General features: G+C 59.4%; 24 protein-coding genes. 4 read left to right on the forward strand and 20 right to left on the reverse strand.

Annotation, left to right across the window (positions count from 1 at the left end):
- Positions 1–306: 306 nt before the first annotated feature.
- Positions 307–1,638 (forward strand): glutamate/aspartate:proton symporter GltP, encoded by a 1,332-nt coding sequence (gltP, locus tag Q1V60_RS16055; RefSeq protein ID WP_124360655.1) that lies wholly within the window; start codon positions 307–309, stop codon positions 1,636–1,638.
- A gap of 98 nt (positions 1,639–1,736) precedes the next feature.
- Positions 1,737–2,966 carry a spore maturation protein gene (locus tag Q1V60_RS16060; protein ID WP_300632144.1) on the forward strand — a complete coding sequence of 410 codons (1,230 nt, stop codon included), beginning with the start codon at positions 1,737–1,739 and terminating at the stop codon, positions 2,964–2,966.
- A 270-nt stretch (positions 2,967–3,236) separates the two neighbouring features.
- Here the strand turns inward: Q1V60_RS16060 and Q1V60_RS16065 are convergent, their stop codons facing one another.
- The 19 genes from Q1V60_RS16065 to Q1V60_RS16155 form a co-directional block, all read right to left on the reverse strand.
- Positions 3,237–3,848, reverse strand: coding sequence for an ABC-type transport auxiliary lipoprotein family protein (locus Q1V60_RS16065; protein ID WP_300632147.1), 612 nt, complete (start codon positions 3,846–3,848; stop codon positions 3,237–3,239).
- A complete protein-coding gene (locus tag Q1V60_RS16070) occupies positions 3,845–4,783 on the reverse strand; it encodes an MlaD family protein (RefSeq protein WP_300632149.1) in 939 nt (312 codons plus the stop codon). Before Q1V60_RS16070 ends, Q1V60_RS16065 begins: the two co-directional genes overlap by 4 nt.
- Position 4,784: 1 nt before the next feature.
- Positions 4,785–5,588: an ATP-binding cassette domain-containing protein gene (locus Q1V60_RS16075; protein WP_124365302.1), complete on the reverse strand. Its 804-nt coding sequence runs from the start codon at positions 5,586–5,588 to the stop codon at positions 4,785–4,787.
- A complete protein-coding gene (locus Q1V60_RS16080; protein WP_300632155.1) occupies positions 5,585–6,733 on the reverse strand; it encodes an ABC transporter permease in 1,149 nt (382 codons plus the stop codon). Before Q1V60_RS16080 ends, Q1V60_RS16075 begins: the two co-directional genes overlap by 4 nt.
- Before the next feature lie 54 nt (positions 6,734–6,787).
- Entirely contained in the window at positions 6,788–7,819 is a 1,032-nt protein-coding gene (locus Q1V60_RS16085) for a DUF5924 family protein (RefSeq protein WP_300632158.1), read from the reverse strand.
- 70 nt (positions 7,820–7,889) lie between these two features.
- Positions 7,890–9,272: a pitrilysin family protein gene (locus Q1V60_RS16090; RefSeq protein WP_300632161.1), complete on the reverse strand. Its 1,383-nt coding sequence runs from the start codon at positions 9,270–9,272 to the stop codon at positions 7,890–7,892.
- A 58-nt stretch (positions 9,273–9,330) separates the two neighbouring features.
- The gene (locus tag Q1V60_RS16095; RefSeq protein WP_300632164.1) at positions 9,331–10,989 is read right to left on the reverse strand and encodes a Na/Pi cotransporter family protein; all 1,659 of its coding nucleotides are present in this window, start codon (positions 10,987–10,989) and stop codon (positions 9,331–9,333) included.
- Positions 10,990–11,367: 378 nt separating this feature from the next.
- The gene (locus tag Q1V60_RS16100) at positions 11,368–12,135 is read right to left on the reverse strand and encodes a TerC family protein (protein WP_300632166.1); all 768 of its coding nucleotides are present in this window, start codon (positions 12,133–12,135) and stop codon (positions 11,368–11,370) included.
- A 67-nt stretch (positions 12,136–12,202) separates the two neighbouring features.
- Positions 12,203–13,510, reverse strand: a complete 1,308-nt coding sequence (locus Q1V60_RS16105; RefSeq protein ID WP_003187405.1) for a CitMHS family transporter — start codon at positions 13,508–13,510, stop codon at positions 12,203–12,205.
- A gap of 299 nt (positions 13,511–13,809) precedes the next feature.
- On the reverse strand, positions 13,810–15,771 hold the full coding sequence (locus Q1V60_RS16110) for a DUF4105 domain-containing protein (protein WP_300632170.1): 1,962 nt from the start codon (positions 15,769–15,771) through the stop codon (positions 13,810–13,812).
- Positions 15,768–16,088 carry a DUF2388 domain-containing protein gene (locus Q1V60_RS16115; RefSeq protein ID WP_300632173.1) on the reverse strand — a complete coding sequence of 107 codons (321 nt, stop codon included), beginning with the start codon at positions 16,086–16,088 and terminating at the stop codon, positions 15,768–15,770. The genes Q1V60_RS16110 and Q1V60_RS16115 overlap by 4 nt, the downstream gene beginning before the upstream one ends.
- Positions 16,089–16,126: 38 nt before the next feature.
- Entirely contained in the window at positions 16,127–16,435 is a 309-nt protein-coding gene (locus Q1V60_RS16120) for a DUF2388 domain-containing protein (RefSeq protein WP_300632175.1), read from the reverse strand.
- A gap of 92 nt (positions 16,436–16,527) precedes the next feature.
- Positions 16,528–16,848 (reverse strand): DUF2388 domain-containing protein, encoded by a 321-nt coding sequence (locus Q1V60_RS16125; protein ID WP_300632176.1) that lies wholly within the window; start codon positions 16,846–16,848, stop codon positions 16,528–16,530.
- A gap of 331 nt (positions 16,849–17,179) precedes the next feature.
- On the reverse strand, positions 17,180–17,395 hold the full coding sequence (locus Q1V60_RS16130; RefSeq protein ID WP_003187413.1) for a DUF1127 domain-containing protein: 216 nt from the start codon (positions 17,393–17,395) through the stop codon (positions 17,180–17,182).
- Between the two features lie 318 nt (positions 17,396–17,713).
- A complete protein-coding gene (locus tag Q1V60_RS16135; protein WP_300632182.1) occupies positions 17,714–19,207 on the reverse strand; it encodes an acetyl-CoA hydrolase/transferase family protein in 1,494 nt (497 codons plus the stop codon).
- Between the two features lie 179 nt (positions 19,208–19,386).
- Positions 19,387–20,823, reverse strand: a complete 1,437-nt coding sequence (locus tag Q1V60_RS16140; RefSeq protein WP_300632184.1) for an NAD(P)(+) transhydrogenase (Re/Si-specific) subunit beta — start codon at positions 20,821–20,823, stop codon at positions 19,387–19,389.
- Positions 20,823–21,143 (reverse strand): NAD(P) transhydrogenase subunit alpha, encoded by a 321-nt coding sequence (locus tag Q1V60_RS16145; protein ID WP_003187417.1) that lies wholly within the window; start codon positions 21,141–21,143, stop codon positions 20,823–20,825. The genes Q1V60_RS16140 and Q1V60_RS16145 overlap by 1 nt, the downstream gene beginning before the upstream one ends.
- A gap of 15 nt (positions 21,144–21,158) precedes the next feature.
- Positions 21,159–22,280 carry a Re/Si-specific NAD(P)(+) transhydrogenase subunit alpha gene (locus Q1V60_RS16150; protein ID WP_300632196.1) on the reverse strand — a complete coding sequence of 374 codons (1,122 nt, stop codon included), beginning with the start codon at positions 22,278–22,280 and terminating at the stop codon, positions 21,159–21,161.
- Positions 22,281–22,732: 452 nt separating this feature from the next.
- A complete protein-coding gene (locus Q1V60_RS16155; protein ID WP_300632198.1) occupies positions 22,733–23,632 on the reverse strand; it encodes a LysR family transcriptional regulator in 900 nt (299 codons plus the stop codon).
- Positions 23,633–23,789: 157 nt separating this feature from the next.
- Here Q1V60_RS16155 and Q1V60_RS16160 point away from each other — a divergent pair, with 157 nt between their 5' ends.
- Complete coding sequence (locus Q1V60_RS16160; RefSeq protein ID WP_053253703.1) at positions 23,790–24,971, forward strand: acyl-CoA dehydrogenase; 1,182 nt, start codon at positions 23,790–23,792, stop codon at positions 24,969–24,971.
- A gap of 13 nt (positions 24,972–24,984) precedes the next feature.
- On the forward strand, positions 24,985–26,205 hold the full coding sequence (locus Q1V60_RS16165) for a CaiB/BaiF CoA-transferase family protein (protein WP_300632206.1): 1,221 nt from the start codon (positions 24,985–24,987) through the stop codon (positions 26,203–26,205).
- Between the two features lie 105 nt (positions 26,206–26,310).
- On the opposite strand, the gene Q1V60_RS16170 is transcribed toward Q1V60_RS16165, so the two are convergent.
- Positions 26,311–26,638, reverse strand: a 328-nt coding sequence (locus Q1V60_RS16170; protein ID WP_300632209.1) for a hypothetical protein, incomplete at its 5' end; no start/stop codon positions are given.

Below are 26,638 nucleotides of genomic sequence, written 5' to 3' on the forward strand. Positions count from 1 at the left end.
GTACCTCTGCGCAAGGCGGTATGGGCAGCTTCACGGCCGGTTCACCCGCTTAAATGGCGCATTCGAACTGACCGTTCAGACAATTATTTTTTAAAAAAGCCATGCCGATTCGGCATAGGGTAGGCGTTTACGGCATTAGACGTCGCTCCCGTGCATGGGAATAGTTGCGCCTTTTTTCGCCTGCCAGTAAGCCATTTCGGCCATGCTGCGGTGACCTTCCATGGAGGTAGATGCACACACTTTTTCGCTTTCGGGCGGTCCAGCTGGCGCATTTGCCTTAAGTTCACTTGAAGTAAGGGTAATGACATGAAGAAGGCAAAGCTAAGCCTCGCCTGGCAGATCCTCATCGGTTTGGTGCTGGGGATCGCAATCGGTGCAGTGCTCAACCATTTCAGTGCCGAGAAAGCCTGGTGGATCAGCAACGTGCTGCAGCCGGCAGGCGATATCTTTATTCGCCTGATCAAGATGATCGTCATCCCAATCGTGATCTCCTCGCTGATCGTGGGCATTGCCGGTGTCGGTGACGCGAAAAAGCTGGGCCGCATTGGTGTCAAAACCATCCTCTATTTTGAAGTCGTCACCACCATCGCCATTGTGGTCGGCCTGTTGCTGGCCAACCTGTTCCATCCGGGCGCCGGCATCGACATGAGCACCCTGGGCACCGTCGACATCTCCAAGTACCAGGCGACCGCCGCCGAAGTGCAGCATGAGCATGCGTTCATCGAGACGATTCTCAACTTGATCCCGTCGAACATTTTCGCGGCGGTCGCCCGCGGCGAGATGCTGCCGATCATCTTCTTCTCCGTGCTGTTCGGCCTGGGCTTGTCGAGCCTCAAGCCGGAGCTGCGCGAACCCTTGGTGACCATGTTCCAAGGCGTGTCCGAGAGCATGTTCAAAGTCACTCACATGATCATGAAGTACGCCCCTATCGGTGTATTTGCCCTGATAGCGGTGACTGTCGCCAACTTCGGCTTCGCCTCGCTGCTGCCATTGGCCAAGCTGGTGATCCTGGTTTACGTCGCGATTCTGTTCTTCGCATTTGCAGTGCTGGGCATGATTGCCCGCCTGTTCGGGTTCTCGATTCTCAAGCTGATGCGCATCTTCAAGGATGAGCTGGTGCTTGCTTACTCCACCGCCAGCTCCGAAACCGTGCTGCCGCGTGTGATCGAGAAGATGGAAGCCTATGGCGCGCCGAAGGCGATCTGCAGCTTCGTGGTGCCGACGGGTTACTCGTTCAATCTCGACGGCTCGACCTTGTATCAGAGCATCGCCGCGATATTCATCGCCCAGCTGTACGGCATCGACCTGTCGATCGGCCAGCAACTGATGCTCGTCCTGACCCTGATGGTCACCTCCAAAGGCATTGCCGGTGTGCCGGGTGTGTCTTTTGTGGTGTTGCTGGCGACCCTGGGCAGCGTGGGCATCCCATTGGAAGGCCTGGCGTTTATCGCCGGTGTAGACCGTGTGATGGACATGGCGCGTACCGCGCTGAACGTGATCGGCAACGCGTTGGCCGTGCTGGTTATCTCCCGCTGGGAAGGCATGTACGACGATGCCAAGGGCGAGCGCTACTGGAATTCGCTGCCGCACTGGCGCAGCAAAGAGGCGCTGCCGGCCGGCGAGATCACTCGCGGCTGATCGCTCGATTGCGCTGACACAAACCCCGGACAATTCCGGGGTTTGTCGTTTCTGCCAGCCCCGCTATCATTCGCCCCATCTTTCGGGGGATTTAACTGATGCTCAATGGCCTGTGGCTTGGCTTCTTTGTCGTGGCAATGGTGTCAGCACTGGCGCAATGGCTGGTGGGCGGTAACGCCGGAATTTTTGCGGCGATGGTGGAAAGTATTTTCGCCATGGCCAAATTGTCGGTGGAGGTCATGGTGCTGCTGTTCGGCACCCTGACGCTGTGGCTGGGCTTTCTGCGTATCGCCGAAAAAGCCGGGATTGTCGATTGGCTGGCCAAGGCCCTGGGCCCGCTCTTTCGGCGCTTGATGCCGGAAGTGCCCGCCGGTCACCCGGCCATCGGCTTGATCACCCTCAACTTCGCCGCCAACGGCCTGGGTCTGGACAACGCTGCCACGCCCATCGGCCTCAAAGCCATGAAGGCGCTGCAGGAACTCAACCCTATCCCCAACACGGCAAGCAACGCACAGATTCTGTTCTTGGTGCTCAATGCGTCATCGCTGACGCTGCTGCCAGTGACCATCTTCATGTACCGCGCCCAGCAAGGCGCTGTCGACCCGACGCTGGTGTTCCTGCCGATCCTGCTGGCCACCAGCGCCTCGTCGCTGGTGGGCCTGCTCTCGGTGGCGTTCATGCAGCGCCTGCGCTTGTGGGACCCCGTGGTTCTGGCCTACCTGATTCCGGGCGCATTGGTGCTGGGTGGCTTCATGGCCGTGCTGGCGACGCTGTCCGCCACGGCGCTGGCCGGGTTGTCTTCGATCCTTGGCAACCTCACGCTGTTTGGCTTGATCATGCTGTTCCTGGTGATCGGCGCCTTGCGCAAGGTCAAGGTGTATGAGGCGTTTGTCGAAGGCGCCAAGGAAGGCTTCGACGTCGCCAAGAACCTGTTGCCCTATCTGGTGGCGATGCTCTGTGCGGTGGGCGTGTTGCGTGCCTCTGGTGCGTTGGACTTCGGCCTGGAGGGAATTCGCCATGTGGTGGCCTGGACCGGCATGGACACGCGTTTTGTCGACGCGCTGCCAACCGCAATGGTCAAGCCATTCTCCGGCAGCGCGGCGCGGGCGATGCTGATCGAAACCATGCAGACCCAGGGTGTGGACAGTTTCCCGGCGCTGGTGGCGGCGACGATCCAGGGCAGTACCGAGACCACTTTCTATGTGTTGGCGGTGTACTTTGGTTCGGTGGGCATCCAGCGAGCGCGGCATGCCGTTGGGTGTGCCTTGCTGGCGGAGTTTGCTGGTGTCGTCGCAGCTATTGCGGTGTGCTACTGGTTCTTTGGCTAAGGCGCAAACCGCTATCGGTGGCAAGTCGGCTCACACATTTTGAATGTGTTCACAGTTCTAAGTGTGGGAGCCGGCTTGCCCTAATGCCAGTCAGTTAAGACAGAACCGGTCCCTGTGGCGAGGGAGCTTGCTCCCGTTGGGGCGCGAAGCGGCCCAAAAAATGGGACTGCTACGCAGTCCAGCGGGAGCAAGCTCCCTCGCCACAGGTCGCAGGTTTTTCTGCTTTAGCGCTTAACTGACCGGCATTACGGCTTGCCCGCGATGAGGCCCTCAAAGTCTCGGTGCGCTCTTGCCCTGACTGACCACCCAATCCACCACCTGCCTGTTCAACGCATCCCCCGCCTGCCCAAATCCGGCCACTACCCCCGGCACCTTGGTATCGCTCACCGGCTGGCGCACCTCAAACCGGCGGCTGGCAATGATGCGCTGGTCGCTGCCGCGCACCAGCCGGGCATCCAGGCGAATCACCACCTCCACTGCCGTGCCGCGATATTCGCTCTGAAACGCCTGCAACTGGCCACCCAGCTCATAGTCCGCCTGCAAATTGGTCTCGTCGGTACTCAGCAGCGTCACCCGGCTATCACGTTGGAAGCCGTCCAGCAGACGATTACGCAACAGCACCGGCGCGGGATCACTCCAGCGCGAGTTCGCATAGCTGCTGATCAAATCGCCATTGGGCACCACTGCAATGCGCGGGCTGTCGAGAAACTCGCTGGTCTGTGGCTTGGTCACGCGTAATGACCAGCTCACCGGCGCGCCGTCACTCACGGGCTGGGCCGAAGCCAGGCGGTAGACGTCGGACGGGTCCGGCTTGGGCAGGATCGAGCACGCGCTCATCAGCGCAAACGCCACGGGGGCGATCATTCGGTAAGCACGCTTCATGGCGTGAACTCCTTGTTCTTGTCACTGCCCAGCAGGTAACCGCTGGGGTTGGCTTCCAGGCGACGCGAAATAGCGCGCAGCGAACCAAGGGTTTCGCGCAGTTCGCGCACGGCCGGCGCCAGCTCATTGAGGCCCTGCATGCCGCTGTTCACTGAATCCTTGTTGTTGGTCAGCAGGGTGTTGAGGGTGGCGGTGCTTTGTTCAAGGGATTTCATCGCCTGTTCCGCACTGCCGAACGCCTGCTTGCCTTGATCGTTGAGCAAACCGTTGGCGTTGCGCATCAGCACGGTGGTTTGTTCCAGCGCGCCGCCGGCCTGTTTGCTTACCTGCATCAATTGCTGCATCACCACTTTGATGTCGCCGCGTTGTTCTGCGATGGCGCCGGTGGTTTGCTGCAGGTTGTCCAGGGTGCTACTCAAGCGCTCGACATTTTCCCGGGAGAACAGCTGGTTGGCGTTATGCAGCAGCAGGTTGATGCTGGTCATCAGGTCGTTGCTGTTATTGAGCAGGCGTGCGATGGGCGATGGCGACGCGATGATTTCCGGCAGGTTGCCATCCTTGCCCTTGAGTTCCGGGCTTTGCGGGGTGCCACCGCTGAGCTGGATGATCGAGGTGCCGGTGATGCCGGTCAGCGCCAACTTGGCCTGGGTGTCTTCCTTGACCGGCGTTTCCCCGGCAAGGCGGATGCGCGCCAGCACGCGGCGCGGGTCCTTTGGGTCCAGGCGCAGGCTGGTGACATCGCCCACCTTGATCCCGCTGTACTGCACCGAGCTGCCCTGGGACAGGCCGCTGACCGCTTCGTTGAACACCACTTCGTAATCCTGAAAGGCGCTGTCGACGCTGGATTTGGCCAGCCACAGGCCGAACAGCATCGCGCCGACCACCACAATTACACTGAACAATCCGATCATCACATGATGGGCTCGGGTTTCCATGTCATACCTCGTTGAGCGATTGAGCGGCATCCAATGCCGCGCGGCCTCGGGGGCCGTGGAAATATTCGTGAATCCAGGCGTCGTCGGTTTCCGAGACAACATCGATGGCATCGGCCACCAGCACTTTCTTCTGCGCCAGCACCGCCACGCGATCGGTGATGGTGTACAGCGTGTCGAGGTCGTGGGTGACCAGGAACACACTCAAGCCCAGCGCATCGCGCAGGGTCAGGATCAGTTGGTCGAATTGTGCCGCGCCAATCGGGTCGAGGCCGGCGGTGGGTTCGTCGAGAAACAGGATGTCCGGGTCCAGGGCCAACGCACGCGCCAGGGCGGCGCGCTTGATCATTCCGCCGGACAGCGACGCCGGGTACTTGTCGGCCGCCGACAACGGCAGCCCGGCCAGGGCCAGTTTGACCGCTGCCAGGTGCTCGGCATCGGCGCGGCTGAGCCCGGCGTGCTCGATCAACGGCAAGGCGACGTTTTCGGTGACGGTCAGCGAGGAAAACAATGCGCCCTTCTGGAACAGTACGCCGAAGCGTCGTTCCACCAGTGAGCGTTCATGCTCGGGCAAACTCGGCAGGTTCTTGCCGAACACCCGCACCTGCCCCTCGCTGGGCCGCCGCAAACCGACGATGCTGCGCAGCAGCACCGATTTGCCGCTGCCCGACCCGCCGACCACCGCCAGGATTTCACCCTTGTACAAATCCAGGTCGAGGTTTTCGTGCACGCTCTGGCTGCCAAAGCGGTTGCACAGGCCGCGTACTTCAATCACCGCCTCAGTGGGCGCTCGATGTAGACGACTCACCAGCCCATCTCCATAAAAAACATCGCGGCGACCGCGTCCAGCACGATCACCACAAAGATCGACTGCACCACGCTGGAGGTAGTGTGCGCGCCGACCGATTCGGCACTGCCGCTGACCTTGAAGCCTTCCAGGCAACCAATCGCGGCGATCAGGAACGCGAAGATCGGCGCTTTCACCATGCCTACCAGGAAATGCTGCACACCGATGTCCGATTGCAGCAGCGACAGAAACATCGCCGGTGAAATATCCAGCGCCACCGCACACACCACGCCGCCGCCGACAATCCCCGAGAGCATCGCCAGGAACGTCAGCATCGGCAGCGCCACCAGCAGCGCCAACACCCGTGGCAGCACCAGCAGCTCCATGGGGTCCAGGCCCAGGGTGCGGATCGCGTCGATTTCTTCGTTGGCCTTCATCGAACCGATTTGTGCAGTAAAGGCACTGGCCGTGCGGCCGGCGATCAGTATGGCGGTGAGCAACACACCGAACTCCCGCAGGAATGAGAACGCCACCAGGTCCACGGTGAAAATCGTCGCGCCAAAGCTTTTGAGTACGGTGGCGCCGAGGAAGGCCACGACAGCGCCGACCAGAAAGGTCAGCAGCGCAACGATAGGTGCGGCGTCGAGGCCGGTCTGTTCGATATGCGCGACCATGGGCGTAAGGCGCCAGCGCTTGGGCCGCAACATGCCGCGCACGAAGGTTTCGAGGATCAGGCCGATGAAGCCCAGCAGTTTCATCCCGTCTTGCCAGACGGTGTCCACCGCGCGACCGATGCGCGCCAACACTTGGACGCCGGCGCCCTCCTGCGGCTCTTTGAGCGGTACGCAAAAGTCGTTGAGCGAGCGGTAGACCGTCTTGAGCAGCGCCCGGTCGGCGGCGGACAAGCTGCAATCGGTCTGCTCGGCAGAATGTTCGATACGTTCGGGGCCCAGCAGCTCCACCAGCAGCGACGCGCCGGCGGTATCCAAAGCGCCGAGGCCGTTAAGATCGATGCGCGCGCCGGCGTCATACTGGCCGTCGAGTGTGTTCGACAACTTTTTAAGGTTTGCGTAGTGGGCAAGCGTCCAGTCACCGGTAATGCGCAGCAACGGTGGTGTGCTGGACGTATCGAGTTGGGCGGCGCCGGCTGTCGTGCGAGTGGTCATAAGCTCCGAGCTTGTTTGGCTATCCACAATCGCTACGTAATAGCACGATCAGGCCTACTTGGGGTTGTCCGTTTGTGCTGAGTCGGTGACGTTAAAGCGCAGCACACCGATGACTTGCCCGTCCTCGGTCAGCACCCGTACCTGCCAGCGGCCTACCGCGTCCGGCGGGAAGTTCTGCTTGTGGGTCCAGGCGCGGTAGCCTTCCTTGCGGCCGCCATGGATATCCAGGGCAATGCGGTCGACTTCCTTGCCGTTGAATTTCCACACATGGTAGATCCGCTCGTTGAGGCCGCGCGGGGCGTTGATTGCGGTGTAGGCGTACAGCCCGCCGCTGCGCAGTTGGGCGGCGGTGACTTGCTTGAGGTCATCGCCCGGCGTGCGGTCTTGTAGCTGGGTGCTGATGGCCACTTCGGTCATCCATAGGGTGGCAGGCGGCACCCAGCTACGCAGGAACCAGCCGGCGCAGCCAATGGCGGCCGTGACGCCCAGCAACATTACCCAGCCTTTGACGCTGCGCAGCGGCAGGCTGACGGCCAGGCTCGGAATCGACAGGGCCATGGCGACGCCCAGTGCCAGCTTGTAACTCTGGGCGGTGGTCAGGTGCAGGATGATCGGCAGCGCGGTCAGCAACGCGGCGAACAGCGTCAGCGTGTGCAAGGCCAGGAACAGTGAACGCTTGGGCGCCAGCCATTTGTAGTACAGCGGGTCGATGATCGAAACCAGCGCCGCCGCACCCAGCAGGCCAGTGAACAGCGATTGGCCACTGTTCCAGGCCGTGGTGACGAAAAAGAACGGCAGCACGAAAAACAGACTTTCCTGGTGGATCATCTGGGTGGCATAGCGCAGTAGCGGTTCGGGTATTTCGCGGTTGAAGAGCTTGGTGAACAGTTGCGTGAAACTGTTTTCCAGCATCAGCCACAGCCAGCTCACCAGCATGATCACGGCGATCCAACTGGCCATGCCCTGTTGGCGGTCCACCAGGATGAAACTGCCCACACCCGATATGAAGCCGCCGAGTGCGATCACCCCAGGGTAGCGCTTGATCAGTTCTATAACGCGCTGGATAAGGGGCTGCAGGTTAGGCATGGACAGTTCACAGTGTGTGTGGGAAAAATCTTAGACAGGATAGCGTCTTAGTCTGCTGTTCGACGTGTCATTACACGATCCGTTTGCGATAAAACCGCAAGGCGACCCCTGCAAGGGCGATCAGCCCCAGCATTCCGGCACCTAACCCGCTCAAGGCGTTATAGCTCAACAGCGGTTTTTCGATGCGCCAGTAGCCGGGCTGTTCCAGCACCTGTCGCATGGCCTGATTGGTCTGCGCCAGGCTCACGGCCTTGATGCGTTTGGCCGGGTCGCTGAAACGGCCATTGTCATATTCGCCGGCAGCGCTCCAGTAATAGTCGGCCAGCGCGCTGTTGCCCTGCACGGCCCAGGCCTGGCGTGCGATGGCGGCTTGCTGCAGACGGGCGAACACCGCGGGTTCGAGGCCATCCTTGAGCAAGCGTGCCTTGAGGTCTTCCAGCACCTGCTCGGCCTCCTCGAGGTTTTCCCGTTCGAGGTCGGCGTTCAGGCTCAGGAAACCGACGCCGCCGAGCACTTCGCGCTCGCTCCATGGGCCGTAGGACAAGCCGTGCTTGAGGCGAAGTTGGCGGTACAGCGCCCAGTCGAGGTAGTCCTTGAGCAAATCGTAGGTTTCATCATGCTGGTCGTCCAGCAACGGCTCCGGGAATAACCAGTGCAACTTGGCATTGTCGCCGACCCAGCCGTGGATCAGGTCACGATGGCTGGCGGCGGCGTGCTGGATTTGCGGCAACGGCCGGTGTTCGCTCGGCTCTATGGGGTCGAGTTGACCATACGTGCGTTCCAGGTAGGCCGGCAGCAGTTTGTCCAGATCGCCGACGACGATCAGGGTCATATTGTTCGGCGCGTACCAATTTTTGCGCAGCGCCTCCAGCTGATCGCGAGTCAAGTGGCTGACCTCGGCGCGTTCGGCGCACTTGAGGCCCAACTCGACGGCTAACTGGTTGCTGGCATTGTGGCCCAGATCCTGGCGGTCCAGCAGGCGTTGCAAGTGTGAGTAATGGCCGCCGTCCTCGCGCTCGACCACCTGCTTGGCGGCGTTGATATTGGCGTCGGTCAGTTGGGTGCGAGTGATGATTGCCAGCAGCAGGTCCAATACTTTGCGCTGGTTCTGCGCGGGTGCCTCGATGACGAACGTGGTATCGGCGTTGCTGGTGTAGGCGTTCCACTCGCCGCCCAGGGCTTGCATGCGGTCTTCGAGGTCGCCTTCGCTACCGCCGTCGATGCCGCTGAACAGCAGGTGCTCGAACAAATGCGGCAACTCCTTCTGTTCGCAGCTGAAATCGTCCAGGCCCACCCCAACCACCAGTCGAATGGCCACATGCCCGCGCTCGGTGCCCGGTTTGAGCAGCAGTTGCAGGCCATTGGGCAAGGTGTAGCCTTCGACTTGCAGGCGGTCAAAGGCAAAGGTGTGTGCCGAGCCCATAAGCAGGCAGGCGAGTAACAGGCGACGCATAACAAGCTTCCCGGCGAATGAGGTCCATTGTTAACTGACTTCGCTCACAGGCGTACGTTCAGGGCGAATGGGTGATGTCGGCAATATCTTCAGCAGAGAGTGCGCCAGTGTCGGAGGTTTCCAACACGACATAAGCGCTGCTGCAAAACAACGAGTTCAAGCGCTTCATGTCGGCAATCAGTTCCAGGTGCAGGGAACTGGTTTCCAGGCTCTGCACGATTTTACGCTGCAAGCGGCTGACGTGGGCGTGGGCCAGGCGACGTTCCTGGGCGCGAAAACGGCGTTTCTCACGCAGTAATTGGCGGGCGCTTTCGGGATCGCCGCTGAGGAACACCGACAGGCCCAGGCGCAGGTTGGCGATCAGCTGGCTGTGCAGGCCGCTGAGCTCTTCCAGGCCGATTTCGGAAAATTGCCGACGTTGCGAAGTCTTCTGCTGCTGGACTTTGCGCAGCATGCGCTCGATCAAGTCGCCCGCCAGCTTCAGGTTGATGGCCAGCTCGATGATCTCTGCCCAGCGTCGATTGTCCTGCTCACTCAGGTCTTCACGGGGCATTTGCGCCAGGTAAAGTTTGATCGCGCTATAAAGCGCTTCGACGTCATCGCTGAGGCTGCGCATTTCCTGGGTGATGGCGGTTTGTTTGCCGCGCAGCACTTCCTGCATCGACGTGAGCATGTTGTCGATAAGGTCGCCGAGCCGCAGGGTTTCGCGGGCCGCGTTGGCCAGCGCCAGGCTCGGCGTGTTCAGCGAGGCCAGGTCCAGATGGCGCGGCTTGGCTTTGCCGTTAGTCTCGGGCCGCTCCGGCAGCAGCCATTCGCACAGCCGCGCCATCGGGCCAATGGTGGGCAACAGAATCAGGCAGCGGCTGACGTTATAGAGCAGGTGAAAGGTGATGACCATGCCCTGAGTGCTGTAGTCCAGGCCGTCCATCCAGCGTACGAGTGGGTCGAGTATCGGAATGATCAACAGCAGGCCGATCAATTTGTACAACAGGCTGCCCAAGGCCACTTGCCGCCCGGCGGTGTTCTGCATGCTGGTGCTGAGAAAGGCCAGTATGCCACTGCCGATGTTGGCGCCGATCACCAGGCCGATGGCCACGTGCAAACCGATTACGCCGGCCCCGGCCAGGGTTGCGGTCAGCAGCACAGCGGCGAGGCTGGAGTAGGAAATCATCGCGAACAGCGCACCGACCAGGGCGTCGAGCAAGATGTCGCCGGTCAGCGAAGCGAAGATGACTTTGACACCTTGGGCATGCGTAATCGGCCCGGCGGCTTCCACGATCAATTGCAGTGCGAGGATGATCAGCCCCAGGCCTATCCCGACTCGGCCGAGCTGCCCGGCCCGCGTCTGTTTGCGCGACAGGAAAAAAATCACCCCGAGGAAGATCAGCAGCGGTGACAACCAGGACAAGTCAAAGGTCAGCACCCGGGCCATCAACGCGGTACCGACGTCGGCGCCGAGCATGGTGGCCAGTGCCGGTGTCAGGCTCATCAGCCCTTGGCCGACGAAGGACGTCACCAGCATCGCCGTGGCATTGCTGCTCTGCACCATGGCCGTCACCAGGATACCGGCGACAAACGCCAGCCAGCGTCTGGACATGTTCTGCCCGATGACCTGCCGCAAGTTGGAGCCGTAAACCCGCAGGATGCCGGTACGGACGATGTGCGTGCCCCAGATAAGCAGGGTCACGGCGGAAAGCAGATTGAGCAAGGTCAGCATGCTCGGCCCCCCGTGTGGGTGTGCTCCAACAGGAGCGAAGGAAAGTTGCCGCGTGCCGTTCTACGTCTTGTACTTAAGCTGTAGTTGGCGAATGGGCTCTGCGCCAGCATCGCATAGCTCAACTTGGGTTTGAAACATAACTGTCATGAAAACAGCTTTTTATGCAGATGAAAAAACGGAGCGTCAACGCCTGATCCACGTCAGTTAAGCGCTGGAGCTAACCTGTGGCGAGGGAGCTTGCTCCCGCTGGACTGCGCAGCAGTCCCATTTCTGGGGCCGCTTCGCGACTCAGCGGGAGCAAGCTCCCTCGCCACGGTAAAGCGTTCCTTCTTAACTGCCGTGCACCAGGCATCAACGCCCCGTTTTGTTTGGTCGGGTTTATTGGCCCGGAATGTCCTTGCGCAGTTTTACCGGATCCTGCTGTTTCTTCTTTTTCGCAATGGCGGTGCGCATCTTGATGTTCACCGCTTCCACTGCCAGCGAGAACGCCATGGCGAAGTAGACGTAGCCTTTTGGCACGTGAACGCCGAAGGATTCGGCAATCAGCACGGTACCCACCACCAGCAGGAACGACAGCGCCAGCATCTTCAGCGACGGGTGCTTGTCGATGAATTCGCTGATGGTGCCGGCGGCCAGCATCATCACCAGTACTGCAACCACGATGGCGGCGACCATTACCGGCACATGGGAAACCATGCCGACGGCGGTGATGACCGAGTCCAGGGAGAACACGATGTCGATGATCGCAATCTGGATAATGGTGTAGATGAACTTGCCGCCGGCGCCTTTGGGCTCGTCGTGGCTTTCGTCTTCACCTTCCAGGGCGTGGTACATCTCCTGGGAGCTTTTCCACAACAGGAACAGGCCGCCGAAGAACAGGATCAGGTCGCGACCGGAAATACCCTCGCCGAAGACCACGAACAGGTCGGCGGTCAGTTGCATGACCCAGGTGATCGACAGCAGCAACATGATGCGCGTGACCATCGCCAGGGCGAGGCCGAAAATCCGGGTGCGCGCCTGCATGTGCTTGGGCATGCGGCTGACCAGGATCGAAATCATGATGATGTTATCGATGCCCAGGACGATCTCGAGAGCCGTCAGGGTGAAGAAGGCAATCCAGATTTCCGGATTGGTCAGCCATTCCATGTGTATTCCTTTGAGCAAGTGTTAGACCGCGTAGCGCTAACGCCGCGCGGTGAGTGAGTCGGTACGATTATAGAGTGCTGAACAGCGGAAAAATCCCCATCAGCAATGCGGCGAACATTATGCACAGGCACACCAGTACTGCCCACTTGAGGGTGAAGCGCTGGTGATCGCCAAACTCGATACCCGCCAGAGCGACCAGCAGGTAGGTCGAGGGTACCAGTGGGCTCAGCAGGTGCACCGGCTGCCCGACGATTGACGCACGCGCCATTTCCACAGCGGTGATGCCGTAGTGGCTGGCAGCTTCGGCCAATACCGGCAAGACACCATAATAGAACGCGTCGTTGGACATGAAGAAGGTAAACGGCATGCTCACCAGCGCGGTGATCACTGCCAGGTACGGGCCCATGGCTTCCGGGATGACCGCCAGCAGGCTCTTGGACATGGCATCGACCATGCCGGTGCCCGACAGGATGCCCGTGAAGATACCGGCGGCGAAGATCAACCCGACGACCGCCAATACGCTGCCGGCATGGGCGGCGACGCGGTCTTTCTGTTGTTGCAGGCACGGGTAGTTGACGATCATCGCGATACTGAACGCCACCATGAACAGCACCGGCAGCGGCAACAGGCCGGCGATCAGCGTGCACATCAGGGCAAGTGTCAGCGCGCCGTTGAACCAGATCAGCTTCGGACGGCGGGCGTCGGGGAATTGCGACACGCTGATTTCGCTATGGTCGATCTCGTCGCCTTGCAGATGCAGTTCACCCAGGCGTGCGCGCTCGCGCTTGCCGTACATATAAGCAATCACCAGGATCGCCACCACGCCGGCAGCCATGGCCGGGATCATCGGCACGAAGATGTCCGATGGGTCGACATGCAGCGCACTGGCGGCACGGGCTGTCGGGCCGCCCCAGGGGGTCATGTTCATCACGCCACCGGCGAGAATGATCAAACCGGCCATGATCCGCGGGCTCATGCCGATGCGCTGGTACAGCGGCAACATGGCGGCAACGCAGATCATATAAGTGGTGGCGCCGTCACCGTCGAGGGACACCACCAGGGCCAGCACGGCGGTGCCGACCGAGACTTTCAGCGGGTCGCCCTTGACCATCTTCAGAATCTTGCGCACGGCCGGGTCGAACAGGCCGGAGTCGATCATCAGGGCAAAGTAGAGGATGGCGAACATCAGCATCACGCCGGTCGGCGCAAGCTTGGTGATGCCCTCGAGCATCATCGGGCCGATCTTCGGCGCAAAGCCGCCGAACAGCGCGAACAGGATTGGCACGATGATCAAGGCGATCAGCGCAGACAGGCGCTTGGTCATGATCAGGAACATGAACGTGATGACCATGGCAAAGCCAAGGAAAGTCAGCATAGGAATACTCCAGGCGTAGCGCGGCTAGGGAATGGCGAACCAGGTCAGGTCAGCGCAGAACGAAAGGCACGAGGCTTACGGGTGGAGTTGGGGCAAGCAGGCGGTTACAAGCGGACATCGGGATCACCATTGTTGTTGTTAACAGTCGGTCTGTTGCCGACAGTGGGGGTGATCCTAGACGGGTAAGCTTTCAGCCAGCTTTCGCTGGAAAAACAGGTGACACTGGGTCGAGCTTATGCAGATACCCATGTGAGGGGGCAGCGCCCTCCCACATGTGGATCACTTGATTAGCTGAGTCGCTACGGCAGTTCGAGACCGCCGGCCGCCTTGTGCAATGCCCGCAGATGTTCACCCATCTGCTTGAGGTTGGCCTCACAGGCGGCAATCTCGTCAGCGCGGGAAGGGTCGAGCAATGCCCTCACTTCTTTATCCAGGTCGCCGGTCAGCGATTGCAGTTGCTTCTGGCGCTCGGCACTTTCCGATTCCAGCCGCTTGGCCTCCGAAGGTTGCGGCAGGCCGTAGCCGCCACTGTCGAGCAGCTCAGCCGGGCGACTGAGGAAACCGCTGTTGGCGAGGATTTGCTGCAACGTGTTGTTGGCTTTTTCCATGCCACCGTTCTTCAGCTCCCGCGCATTGAGGTAGCGTTGTTTGACTTCGTCCTGGGCGAGCATCAGTTGTTTGCGATAGCTGGCCTGTTCCAGCAACAGCAACGCGGCGCTGGTTCGCAAGTCGGCCTGGCTGAACCATTGGCGGCGCTCTTGCGCATTAAGCGACAGCCAGTCTTCGACTTGGGTTTGCTTGATCGGCAGACGCTTGCGCAGTACGTCGAACATCGCCTGGTAGCGCTCGCGGAACGAGTCGAAGTGATAACCCAGGCGCAACGCCTCGCGCTTGTCATTCAGTACGCTGGTGTCGGCCAGCCCACGTGCGCTGAGCACTTCCAGCAAGCCGTTGGGGGTGATGTTATCCAGGCCGGTCAATTGCGGGTTGGCGCTGCCACTGCGCAACAGCTTCAAGCTTTCTACCGCGCAGTTGTTGGAGATAAAGAAGTAGTTGCCGTCGTAGCTCCAGTGCATCTCGGCGGCATGTTCAACCGTGTCGTTGATTTCCTGGCGGTTGAGCTTCAACGGCACCGACGCCAGGCCACGCAGTTCGGTCTTGGTGTATTCGTCAATGACCTGGGCCAACGGCAGCACGAACAGCCGCGACGGGTATTTGCCCACCAGGCCGTCCCAGCTCGACAGCTGTACGTCACCGACGAAGGCGCGGTAGGACAACACCAGGTGCTGGTCCAGGTCCAGTCGGCAATCCGGCCCGCGAGGGCGGCCGGGCGCACAGATCACCAGGCGCAGCATGCTATGGCCCCAGCGGCTCACCAGATTCTGGTTGGCTTCGGCGAGCAGGTAGTCGATTTCGTACACGCGTTCCGGGTCGATCTGGCCCAGCGGTGTCTTGGCGAAATCATTGCCGGCATTCAAAAAAGCGTAGGTATTGCCGCAGGTATCTTGTCCGGGCGGTGTCCAGCCGAAGTGTTCCTTGTAATAACGCGCCAACGCGGGACGGCGGCAGGCGTAGCTGGGGTCCAGGAGGAAATACTCCATGTTGACCGCGACGAACTCCAGCGGGCTGGTGGTTTCGTAGATGTCCGGGCTGCGAACAACCTGATTATTGTGCTGTTCGCGCTCGCCACGACGACCGACGTATTGCGGCCAACCGGCAAGGTCCAGCAAGCGCGGATCGTCACTCAGGGTGAGGCGACGGTCGTTCTGGCCGCGGCATTGATCGGGCAGGCCAACCAGGCCGGTGATGGTGTTCTGGCGGCTGCAACGGCGGATCAACGCGCGCTCGTCTTTGGACCACAGGCGCGCACGGTCATAGATGTGGGTCAGTTCATGCAGCACGGTGGCGAGCATTTCCCGGCGCACGGTGCCGTGAGGGCGATTGGTTTTTTGAGTGGCGGCGCTGCCGTCGGTCAGGCTGGCCAGCAGGTTTTGATTGAGGTCCAGCTCGGACACCAGGGACGCCTGGCCATAAGCGTTTTCCGGCATCTTGTCGGTCCAGCCGACATCGATGCGGCGGTCCAGCTGCTCGATGAAGCGCGGCGGCAGGGCGCTCATAGCTTCATCGAGCAAGGCTTGGCTGGCCTGCTGTTCAGCCGGGCTCAAACCTTCGGTCTTGAGCCGCAGTTGCAGGCTCGCCTGGGCTGCATCGGCGCACAGCAGCACAGCCCCGGCCAGGAGCCAGGCTTTGATTCGCCTCACAGAGCGAGAATAGCTTCGGCGAGTGTCTGGTCACTGGCATCACGGGCTTCTGGTACGCGGGTGCGCAAGGTGTCGAAGGCTGCCTCAAGTTGCGCGCCGCGAATATCGCCATTGGTGGCGACGAAACTGGCGGCATCATCGTGGGCTTCACGCACGATTTTGGAGTCGCGGATGGAGGTAGTGGTGTCGGAGGTGAAATCAATGGTGCGCGCCGAAGCACGAACAACGATGTTACTGGTGGCTTTCAGGGTTTGCGCCTGGGCGACATCAGCCAGAAACAGCAGGCCGAGGGCGGCGACGATCAACGGGCTACGCATGGGGTGACTCCAATACAAAAATGGGCATACAAAGGTGATTATTGGACGAGAATTGCCTGCGCCAGTTCAAGGTCGCTTGCATGAAGTTTTGGCCGGATACGGCGCAGGAAATCCAGTGCGGACTCCAATCGTGCGCCCCGCCATTGGCCGTCAGTGGCAATGAAAGCGGCAGCATCATCCTTGGCGAGCCGTACCAACTTGTTATCGAACGGCGCAGAGGTCACCTTGCTGGTGGCATACGCGCTGACAACGGTGCTCTGTATGGAGACATCAAAGGCCGAAGCCAAGGGTGCCCAGCAGGCGCAGAACATGACAGGAACAATCAACAGGCGGTATGAAAAAACCATGGCACTCGACAACTGAAAACGAGCGCCAAGGCTAGCGCAATGACCGGTTGAGAACCAGTGCAGCAACTGTCACTTGCTGCGTGCGCCTGGCGTTAGATCGCCAGGATGGCCTGGGCCAATTGAGCGTCAGTGGCGGTGTTTAACTGCGGCGCCTGCTGACGGATCTGAGCCAGGGCGCTTTCCAGTTTCACGCCACGGATGGCGCCTTCGCTGGCGACAAAGCTGGCCGCGTCGTCACGGGCGGCTCGCACCACCTTGTTGTCGCGCAGAGAGGATGTAGCATCGGAAGTGGCGTCGGAGGTCGCTTTCAGTGCGCCAACGATCGAATCGGTGGTGACGATAAAGCTGCTCGCATTGGCATTGGCGGCAATGGCCAACAGGGCGGCAGTGCACAGCAGGCGAAGACGGGTCATGGGGTAACTCCTGTAGATGAGCAAATAAGGTGGCACTAAACGGCCACAGTGAAACGGACGTTGGGCAATTGGGCATCTGACGCCCGTTCTACAAGGTTCGCCACGTGGTCACTGGATATTAGGCCACCGCTTGTTCATTCGGAAGCCTGTGATTAACTGTTATGGTTGAATTTAAAATAGTGATAACTGTACCGGTTTGGCAAAATACGGCTAGTCAGTTCTACCCTCCCAGAAGCAGCAAAGCCCGCCTCCGGTTACCCGGGGCGGGCTTTGCTTTGTCAAATCTGAGTGCTGGCGGTGGACCCGGCGGGTCAGGGCCAGCGAGCGCCAATTAGCGCCAGAACGGCTTGCTCAGCTCTTCGTAGCGTTGAGCTTCGCTGATACCGGCGTCAGCCAGCAGACGCGAATCCAGGCGGGCCAGTTGATGGCGGCTGGAAATGCGGCGCTGCCACAACATCAGGTTGGCGAGAACGCGCAGAGGCAGAGAGGCCTGGGTGTTAACAGCTTTTTCTTCGAAGAACAGTTCGGAACTGAGTGTACGTTCCATGATGACATCCTTCCGCTTGTGGCGGGATTAGGTAGTGGTTTAACTGATGCCAATGATCCTCCTCGCACGCAAGACTCTCTAGATACAGTTCACCTGTATTGTGAGGGGCCAGTTAACTGTTTATAGAGGCTGTACGGTACGTAATTGGGGCAACTGTACCTATGCGCACTAGAATAGTGCGAAATTGATGTTTTTCATGAGGTGTGTGGGATATTTCGGTAGGAAATGACCGGTACAGCAGTACAGTTTTTTCCATAACTGCCGATCAGGCAACCGGGTCGAATAAACTGTATTGGCATCAACCCGGTTGTGAATCGATCAAGCCTTGAGCATGTGCCCGGTTTCTTCCAGGTTGATGTGCCAGCTCAGTGCATCGCGCAGAATGTGCGGGGTATGCCCGCCGACAGCGCAAGCGGCTTCGAAGTAACCGTTCAGCGCGTCGCGATACGCCGGGTGCACGCAGTTATCGATGATCACGCGCGCACGCTCTCGTGGCGCCAGGCCACGCAAGTCGGCCAGGCCCACTTCGGTGACCAGGATGTCTACGTCATGTTCGGTATGGTCCACATGGCTCACCATCGGCACCACGCTGGAAATCGCGCCGCCTTTGGCGATCGACTTGGTCACGAAGATCGCCAGGTGCGCATTGCGCGCAAAGTCTCCGGAACCGCCAATCCCGTTCATCATTCGCGTGCCGCAGACGTGGGTTGAGTTAACGTTGCCGTAGATATCGAACTCAAGCGCAGTGTTGATACCAATGATGCCCAGGCGCCGCACCACTTCAGGGTGGTTGGAAATTTCCTGCGGGCGCAGCACCAGTTTGTCCTTGTAGTGCGCAAGATTGCCGAACACGTCGGCATTGCGCCGCTCCGACAGGGTAATCGAGCTGCCGGAGGCGAAGCTCAGCTTGCCGGCGTCGATCAGATCGAACGTCGAGTCCTGCAGCACTTCCGAGTACATGGTCAAGTCTTGGAACGGCGAGTCAATCAAGCCGCACATCACCGCGTTAGCGATATTGCCTATACCGGCTTGCAGCGGGCCGAGCTTGTTGGTCATGCGCCCAGCGTCTACTTCCTGTTTCAGGAAGTTGATCAGGTGGTTGGCGATGCCTTGGGTATCGCTGTCGGGTGGCGTCACGGTGGACGCGGAATCGGCCTGGTTGGTGATCACGATGGCGACGATCTTCTCGGGCGGGATGGGAATCGCCGGGCTGCCAATACGATCGTCGACTTTAACCAGCGGAATCGGCGTGCGGGTTGGCCGGTAGGAGGGGATATAAATGTCGTGCAGCCCTTCCAGGTTCGGGTTGTGCGCCAAGTTGATCTCGACGATCACTTGCTTGGCGAAAATCGCGAAGCTGGCCGAGTTACCCACCGAGGTGGTGGGCACGATATGCCCAAGCTCGGTGATCGCAACGGCTTCGATCACCGCGATGTCCGGTAACTTGAGCTGGTTGTTGCGCAGTTGCTCGACGGTTTCCGATAGATGCTGGTCGATAAACATCACCTCGCCGGCATTGATTGCCTTGCGCAGCGTGCTGTCCACTTGAAAGGGCATGCGGCGCGACAGCACGCCGGCTTCGGTCAATTGCTTGTCCAGGTCGTTGCCCAGGCTGGCGCCGGTCATCAGTGTGATTTTCAACGGGGAAGTCTTGGCGCGCTCGGCCAGGGCGTGAGGGACGGCCTTGGCTTCACCGGCGCGGGTGAAGCCGCTCATGCCGACGGTCATGCCGTCCTCGATCAGTGCGGCGGCGTCTGCCGCGCTCATGACCTTGTTCAACAAAGAAGGCAAGCGGATACGATCACGGTACATGAATGGTTATCTCAGGCTACGGAAGCAAGGTGGGCAGTGTAGTGATTTCAAAAAGTTTCGGCCCGCTACCATGGTCGAATGCACGGTCTTGATTTAGAGCCTTTGGTCGGGTTTCATGGAGTAATAAAAAACCCCAGCCTACTGCAGGCCGGGGTTTCGAGTATTGCGCTGAAGCAGTGTTACTCGACGGCTTTGACCATGTCCTCGATAACCTTCTTGGCATCACCGAAGACCATCATGGTCTTGTCCAGGTAGAACAACTCGTTATCCAGGCCCGCGTAGCCGCTGGCCATCGAGCGCTTGTTGACGATGATGGTCTTGGCCTTGAACGCTTCAAGGATCGGCATGCCGGCAATCGGTGAGTTCGGATCGTTCTTGGCCGCCGGGTTGACCACATCGTTGGCGCCCAGCACCAGTACCACGTCGGCCTGGCCGAACTCGGAGTTGATGTCTTCCATCTCGAACACTTGGTCGTACGGCACTTCTGCCTCGGCGAGCAGTACGTTCATGTGCCCAGGCATACGGCCCGCCACTGGGTGGATCGCGTATTTCACCGTTACGCCGTGATGAGTCAGCTTCTCGGTCAGCTCCTTGAGCGCGTGTTGCGCCCGAGCCACCGCAAGGCCGTAGCCCGGCACGATGATCACCGTGTCGGCGTTGGTCAGCAGGAAGGTAGCATCGTCGGCCGACCCGGACTTCACCGGACGCGCTTCTTTAGAGCCTGTCGCGGCAGCGGCGTCCGGCGTATTGCCGAAACCACCGAGCAGTACATTAAAGAAGGAGCGGTTCATGGCCTTGCACATGATGTACGAGAGGATCGCGCCGCTGGAGCCCACCAGTGAGCCGGCGATGATCAGCATCGAATTGTTCAGCGAGAAGCCGATCCCTGCCGCTGCCCAGCCGGAGTAGCTGTTGAGCATCGACACGACGACCGGCATGTCGGCGCCGCCGATTGGGATGATGATCAGCACGCCCAGTACAAAGGCCAGGGCCAGCATCACGGCAAAGGCAGTGAGGTTGCCGGTGAACATGAATGCCAGGCCCAGGCCCAGTGTCAGCAGGCCAAGCACCAGGTTGAGCTTGTGCTGGCCGCCAAACTGTGCCGGTGCGCCTTGAAACAGGCGGAACTTGTACTTGCCGGAGAGCTTGCCGAAAGCGATCACCGAACCGGAGAAGGTGATTGCACCGATGGCGGCGCCGAGGAACAGTTCCAGGCGGTTGCCCGCGGGAATTGCGTCGCCCAGCTGTTTGACGATGCCCAGCGATTGCGGCTCGACGACAGCTGCGATGGCGATAAACACCGCTGCCAGGCCGATCATGCTGTGCATGAACGCTACCAGCTCCGGCATCTTGGTCATTTCTACGCGCTTGGCCATGACCGAGCCGGCGGTGCCGCCGACCAGCAGGCCGACGATCACATAGCCAATACCGGCCGTTGCCAGCTCGGCGCCGAGTTTATAGATGAGGCCAACGGTGGTGAGTACCGCCAGCGCCATGCCGAGCATGCCGAACAGGTTGCCGCGCCGCGAAGTGGTCGGGTGCGAAAGGCCTTTGAGGGCTTGGATGAAACAGATCGACGCAATCAGGTAGAGCGTCGTGACGAGGTTCATGCTCATTACTTTGGCGCCTCTTCTTTTACTTTCGGGGCTTTTTTCTTGAACATCTCAAGCATGCGGCGGGTGACCAGGAAGCCACCAAACACGTTGACCGCCGCCAGGGCCACGGCCAGGGTGCCCATCGTCTTGCCCAGCGGCGTAACCGTGAGGGCGGCGGCGAGCATGGCGCCGACGATCACGATCGCCGAAATGGCATTGGTCACGGCCATCAACGGCGTATGCAGTGCGGGCGTTACGTTCCAGACCACGTGGTAGCCGACATAAATCGCCAGCACAAAGATGATCAGGTTGTAGATACCGGGGGAGATAAGCTCTTCCATCGTCTGAATCCCTGCTTAGGCGTTTTTGCGGATGACTTGGCCATCGCGGCACATCAGGCACGCGGCGACGATGTCGTCTTCGAGGTTGATTTCAAACTGCCCTTCCTGGGTGAACACCAGTTTCAGGAAGTCCAGCAGGTTGCGCGCATACAAGGCCGATGCATCGGCTGCGACGGCGCCGGCCAGGTTGGTCGGCCCGCAAATGATCACGCCGTTCTCCACCACGACTTGATCGGCAACCGTCAGCGGGCAGTTGCCGCCCTGGGCTGCCGCGAGGTCGATGACGACCGAGCCGGGTTTCATCTGCGCGACGGTTTCGGCGCTGAGCAAGGTGGGCGCTTTGCGGCCGGGGATCAGCGCCGTGGTGATGACGATGTCGGCTTGCCTGGCGCGCTCATGCACGGCCAGGGCCTGGCGTTGCATCCAGCTGGTTGGCATCGGGCGTGCGTAACCGCCGACGCCGACCGCGCATTCACGTTCCTCGTCGGTTTCGTAAGGCACGTCGACGAACTTGGCGCCGAGGGATTCGATCTGCTCTTTTACAGCCGGGCGTACATCAGAGGCTTCGATCACTGCACCCAGGCGTTTCGCCGTGGCGATGGCCTGCAAACCTGCGACGCCGGCGCCCAGAATCAGCACCCGGGCTGCTTTGACCGTGCCTGCGGCGGTCATCAACATCGGCATGAAGCGCGGGTAGTGATGGGCGGCCAGCAATACGGCTTTGTAGCCGGCGATGTTGGCTTGGGAGGACAGCACGTCCAGGCTCTGGGCCCTTGAGGTGCGTGGCGCCGCTTCGAGGGCGAAGGCGGTGATGCCGCGCTCTGCGAGCTTGGCGATGGTTTCGTTGCTGAACGGGTTGAGCATGCCCACCAATACGGTGCCGCTTTTGATCAGCGCCAGTTCGCTGTCGCTGGGGGCCACCACCTTGAGGATCAGTTGGGCGCCAAACGCATCGCTGGCGCTGCCAATGGTTGCGCCTGCTGTTTCATAGGCACTGTCGACGATGCTGGCGTTGATGCCTGCGCCGCTTTGTACAGTGACCTTATGGCCCTGGCCGATCAGCTTCTTGATGGTTTCCGGGGTGGCAGCCACCCGCGTTTCACCGGTCTGGGTTTCGAGAGGAACACCAATGTGCACGTCAAATCTCCTGCATGATCTTTTTGCTTTTGATCTTTTTGTAAAAAGGCCAGTGCGCCGTGAGTGGCGCAGCTGGGGCGGCCGATCAGCACGATCCCGCTGAAATGACAGCGGGGCGCGGCATTTTGCAGGCGAACTTTACGGCCTTCAAGGGATTATGACGGGTGACGAAAAATTAACTACAAGTCACCCTGTGACTGATTGTCGCAACGCCTGGAAATAACCGCTTTAAATACAGGTAGTTAAAGGCTTGTGAGGAACAATAGCCGCTTTTTCCATCGCCGCCGTGAATAGTCGGTTATTGACCCATGAGAGTCGCTCCAGGCCATGCGGATCATGGCTTTGAGCCGCATTTTTGCTCAGCAGGTACAGTCTGTTTAAATGCGACATCTACTTATATCTGTAGTGCTTTAAATTACCTGACTACAGGGTCAGTAAATAAGTCTTTCCCTTTAAACGTGTGGGCTGTAGCGCAGAGATTGCTCGATAAGCCAATCGCGAAACGCATGTAATGAGGCGGATTCGACCTTACGTTCCGGAATCATCAGGTAATAAGCCTTATCGCTGATAAGGGTTTGGTTGCCCGCGATCACCAAGTGGTTCTCTTTCAATTCTCGCTGGATCAAAAAGGGCGGAATCAATGCGATGCCCATGTCATGCATTGCCGCCTGGGACAGCATTGAGAATAGCTCGTACCGGGGGCCTGTCATGTCGCGGGGAACGTTCAACTGCTGGGCGTTGAACCACTGGCGCCAGGCATAAGGTCGCGTTGTCTGCTGCAGGAGAGGCAGGTCGGCAATTTCGTGAGGGGTGAAATGCACGCGGTCGCCGAGCAAGCGTGGGCTGCATACGGGAACAGGGTTTTCGCCCATGAGCCTATGAGATTCTGTGCCGGACCAGTCGGCATCGCCAAAGTAGATTGCAGCGTCGAATTCGGTGTCGGCAAACAGGAAGGGGCGTGTGCGGTTGGTCAGGTTGACCGTCACTTCCGGGTGCTGCTGTTGAAAATCCTTCAGGCGCGGGATCAGCCATTGGGTGCCAAACGTCGGCACCACCGCCAGCTCGATGACATTCGCGCCCTGTTGGCCCATCACTGAAAGAGTATCGCGCTCAACGGCATCCAGTTGCTTTGCCACTCTGCGGCTATAAGACAGCCCCGCCTCGGTCAGCTTGACCCCGCGCCGGGAGCGTCGGAACAGTTCGACACTCAAAAACTCTTCAAGGCTGGCGATCTGTCGGCAGATCGCGCCCTGAGTGATGGAAAGCTCATGGGCCGCCTTGGTGAAGCTCTCATGGCGGGCCGCTGCTTCAAAGCTGATAAGGGCGGTAGTGCTGGGGATTTTCCTGCGCATGTACATTGTCCTCACATGTAAGGCGCTTTTTTGGCCTTGTTGGGCTTTACGAAGTGAGAAATTAGCACAACCTAATGCTGAAACCTCGTTTGCCCTCCGCATTTCCTCGGCCTAGTCTGCATGCACGACATTTGATTCTTTTCGTGAGGACTTATTCATGGCTGGCAAGGCAAGCTTCAACTGGATCGATCCGCTGCTGCTGGATCAACAGCTCACCGAAGAAGAGCGCATGGTGCGCGACAGTGCCGAGCAATTTGCTCAGGACAAGTTGGCCCCTCGTGTGCTTGAAGCTTTCCGTCATGAAAAGACCGACCCTGCGATCTTCCGCGAGATGGGCGAAACCGGCTTGCTGGGAGCCATGATTCCCGAGCAATACGGTGGCAGTGGTTTGAACTACGTCAGTTATGGGTTGATTGCCCGTGAGGTCGAGCGTGTTGATTCCGGTTATCGCTCGATGATGAGCGTGCAGTCCTCGCTGGTTATGGTGCCGATCAATGAATTCGGTACCGAAGCGCAAAAGCAAAAGTACCTGCCGAAATTAGCGTCCGGCGAGTGGATCGGTTGCTTCGGCCTCACCGAGCCCAATCATGGTTCCGATCCCGGCGCGATGATTACCCGTGCGCGCAAAGTGGATGGCGGCTACAGCCTGACCGGCGCGAAGATGTGGATCACTAACAGCCCGATCGCCGATGTGTTTGTGGTGTGGGGCAAGGACGACGCTGGCGACATACGCGGTTTTGTCTTGGAGAAGGGCTGGAAAGGCCTGAGTGCTCCGGCGATTCACGGCAAGGTTGGTCTGCGCGCATCCATCACCGGCGAAATTGTCATGGATAACGTATTTGTGCCGGAAGAGAATATTTTTCCGGATGTGCGTGGCTTGAAAGGTCCTTTTACTTGCCTGAATTCTGCGCGATACGGCATCTCCTGGGGGGCGCTGGGGGCAGCGGAGTTCTGCTGGCATACCGCGCGTCAGTACACCCTTGATCGTCACCAGTTCGGCCGGCCATTGGCCGCGACGCAGTTGATCCAGAAGAAGCTGGCCGATATGCAGACCGAGATCACGCTAGCGCTGCAAGGTTGCCTGCGTCTGGGGAGGATGAAGGATGAAGGTACGGCGGCGGTTGAGATTACTTCGATCATGAAGCGCAACTCATGCGGCAAGTCCCTGGATATCGCGCGCATGGCCCGGGACATGCTCGGTGGTAACGGCATCTCCGACGAGTTTGGGGTGGCGCGTCATTTGGTCAACCTGGAGGTGGTCAATACCTATGAAGGTACGCATGACGTGCATGCCTTGATCCTTGGGCGCGCACAAACCGGTCTTCAGGCGTTCTATTAATAGGGGCACGGGCATGGGCGCGCTTTCGCATCTGCGGGTACTGGATTTATCGCGAGTATTGGCGGGCCCTTGGTCCGGGCAAATACTTGCGGACCTTGGAGCCGAAGTAATCAAGGTCGAAAGGCCCGGCAATGGTGACGACACGCGCGCCTGGGGGCCACCGTTTCTCAAGGATGCTTATGGCGAGAATACCAGCGAGGCGGCGTACTACCTGTCCGCCAATCGAAATAAAGAATCGGTGACCATCGACTTCACCAAGCCTGAGGGGCAGAAGCTGGTGCGCGATCTGGCTGCCAAGTCGGACATTCTGATCGAGAACTTCAAAGTGGGCGGCCTGGCGGCTTACGGTTTGGATTACGAGTCGCTCAAGGAGATAAATCCGGAGCTGATCTATTGCTCAATCACAGGCTTTGGCCAGACCGGGCCTTATGCAACTCGCGCCGGCTATGACTTCATGATCCAAGGGCTGGGTGGGTTGATGAGCCTGACCGGGCGGCCTGAGGGTGATGTGGGCGCGGGGCCGGTGAAAGTTGGGGTGGCGTTGACCGATATCCTTACCGGGCTTTATTCAACCGTGGCTATCCTCGCCGCACTTGCTCACCGGGATCATGACGGCGGTGGGCAGCATATTGATATGGCGCTGCTGGATGTGCAGGTAGCTTGTCTGGCTAACCAGGCGATGAACTACCTGACGACCGGCGTTTCGCCAAAACGCCTGGGCAATGCGCATCCGAATATCGTGCCTTATCAGGACTTTCCCACCGCTGATGGTGATTTCATTCTGACGGTGGGTAATGACGGGCAGTTTCGCAAGTTTGCCCAGGTGGCTGGGCAGCCACAGTGGGCAGATGATCCACGGTTCTCTACTAACAAGATGCGGGTAGCCAATCGCGCGGCGTTGGTCCCGTTGATTCGTCAGGCAACAGTCTTCAAGACTACGGCAGAGTGGGTGTCGCAGTTGGAGAAAGTAGGCGTGCCGTGCGGGCCTATAAATGATTTGGCGCAGATGTTCGCCGATCCGCAAGTCAAGGCACGTGGGTTGGCCATAGAGCTGCCTCATGCGTTGGCGGGAATGGTGCCTCAGGTTGCCAGCCCAATCCGGCTTTCCAAGACGCCTGTGGAATATCGCAGTGCGCCTCCGCTGTTGGGCGAGCATACGCTTCAGGTACTGCAGGATGTGCTGGGGCTGTCGCCGTCGAATGTGGCGGCTTTAAAGGAAGCTGGAGTTATCTGACGTTCCCCTTATATATAGAGGGAGGGGGCTGTCGGTCGTTTTTTGATCAATCCTAAGTATTTGATAAGGAATCAGAATTAGAGGTTGACGGCAGATTCTGGAAGTCTATAATTCGCCCCACTTCCGGCGCAGTCGAAACGGAAAACTCCTTGGTAAACAATGGGTTAAGTAGGTTTCGGCAGCAAGTTGCTTCAGTTCATCGAAGCCAAAAGGAAGTTGAAAAAGAGGTGTTGACAGCAGCGTGTAACGCTGTAGAATTCGCCTCCCGCTTACGAGAGATCGCAAGCGCAAGCGCAAGCGCAAGTGGTTGAAGTTGTTGAAGAAATCTTCGAAAGCTTCTGAAAATAACTGCTTGACAGCAAATGAGGCTGCTGTAGAATGCGCGCCTCGGTTGAGACGAATAGCTCTTAACCAACCGCTCTTTAACAACTGA

The sequence above is a fragment of the Pseudomonas sp. genome, from assembly GCF_030147005.1.
Classification (GTDB): domain Bacteria; phylum Pseudomonadota; class Gammaproteobacteria; order Pseudomonadales; family Pseudomonadaceae; genus Aquipseudomonas.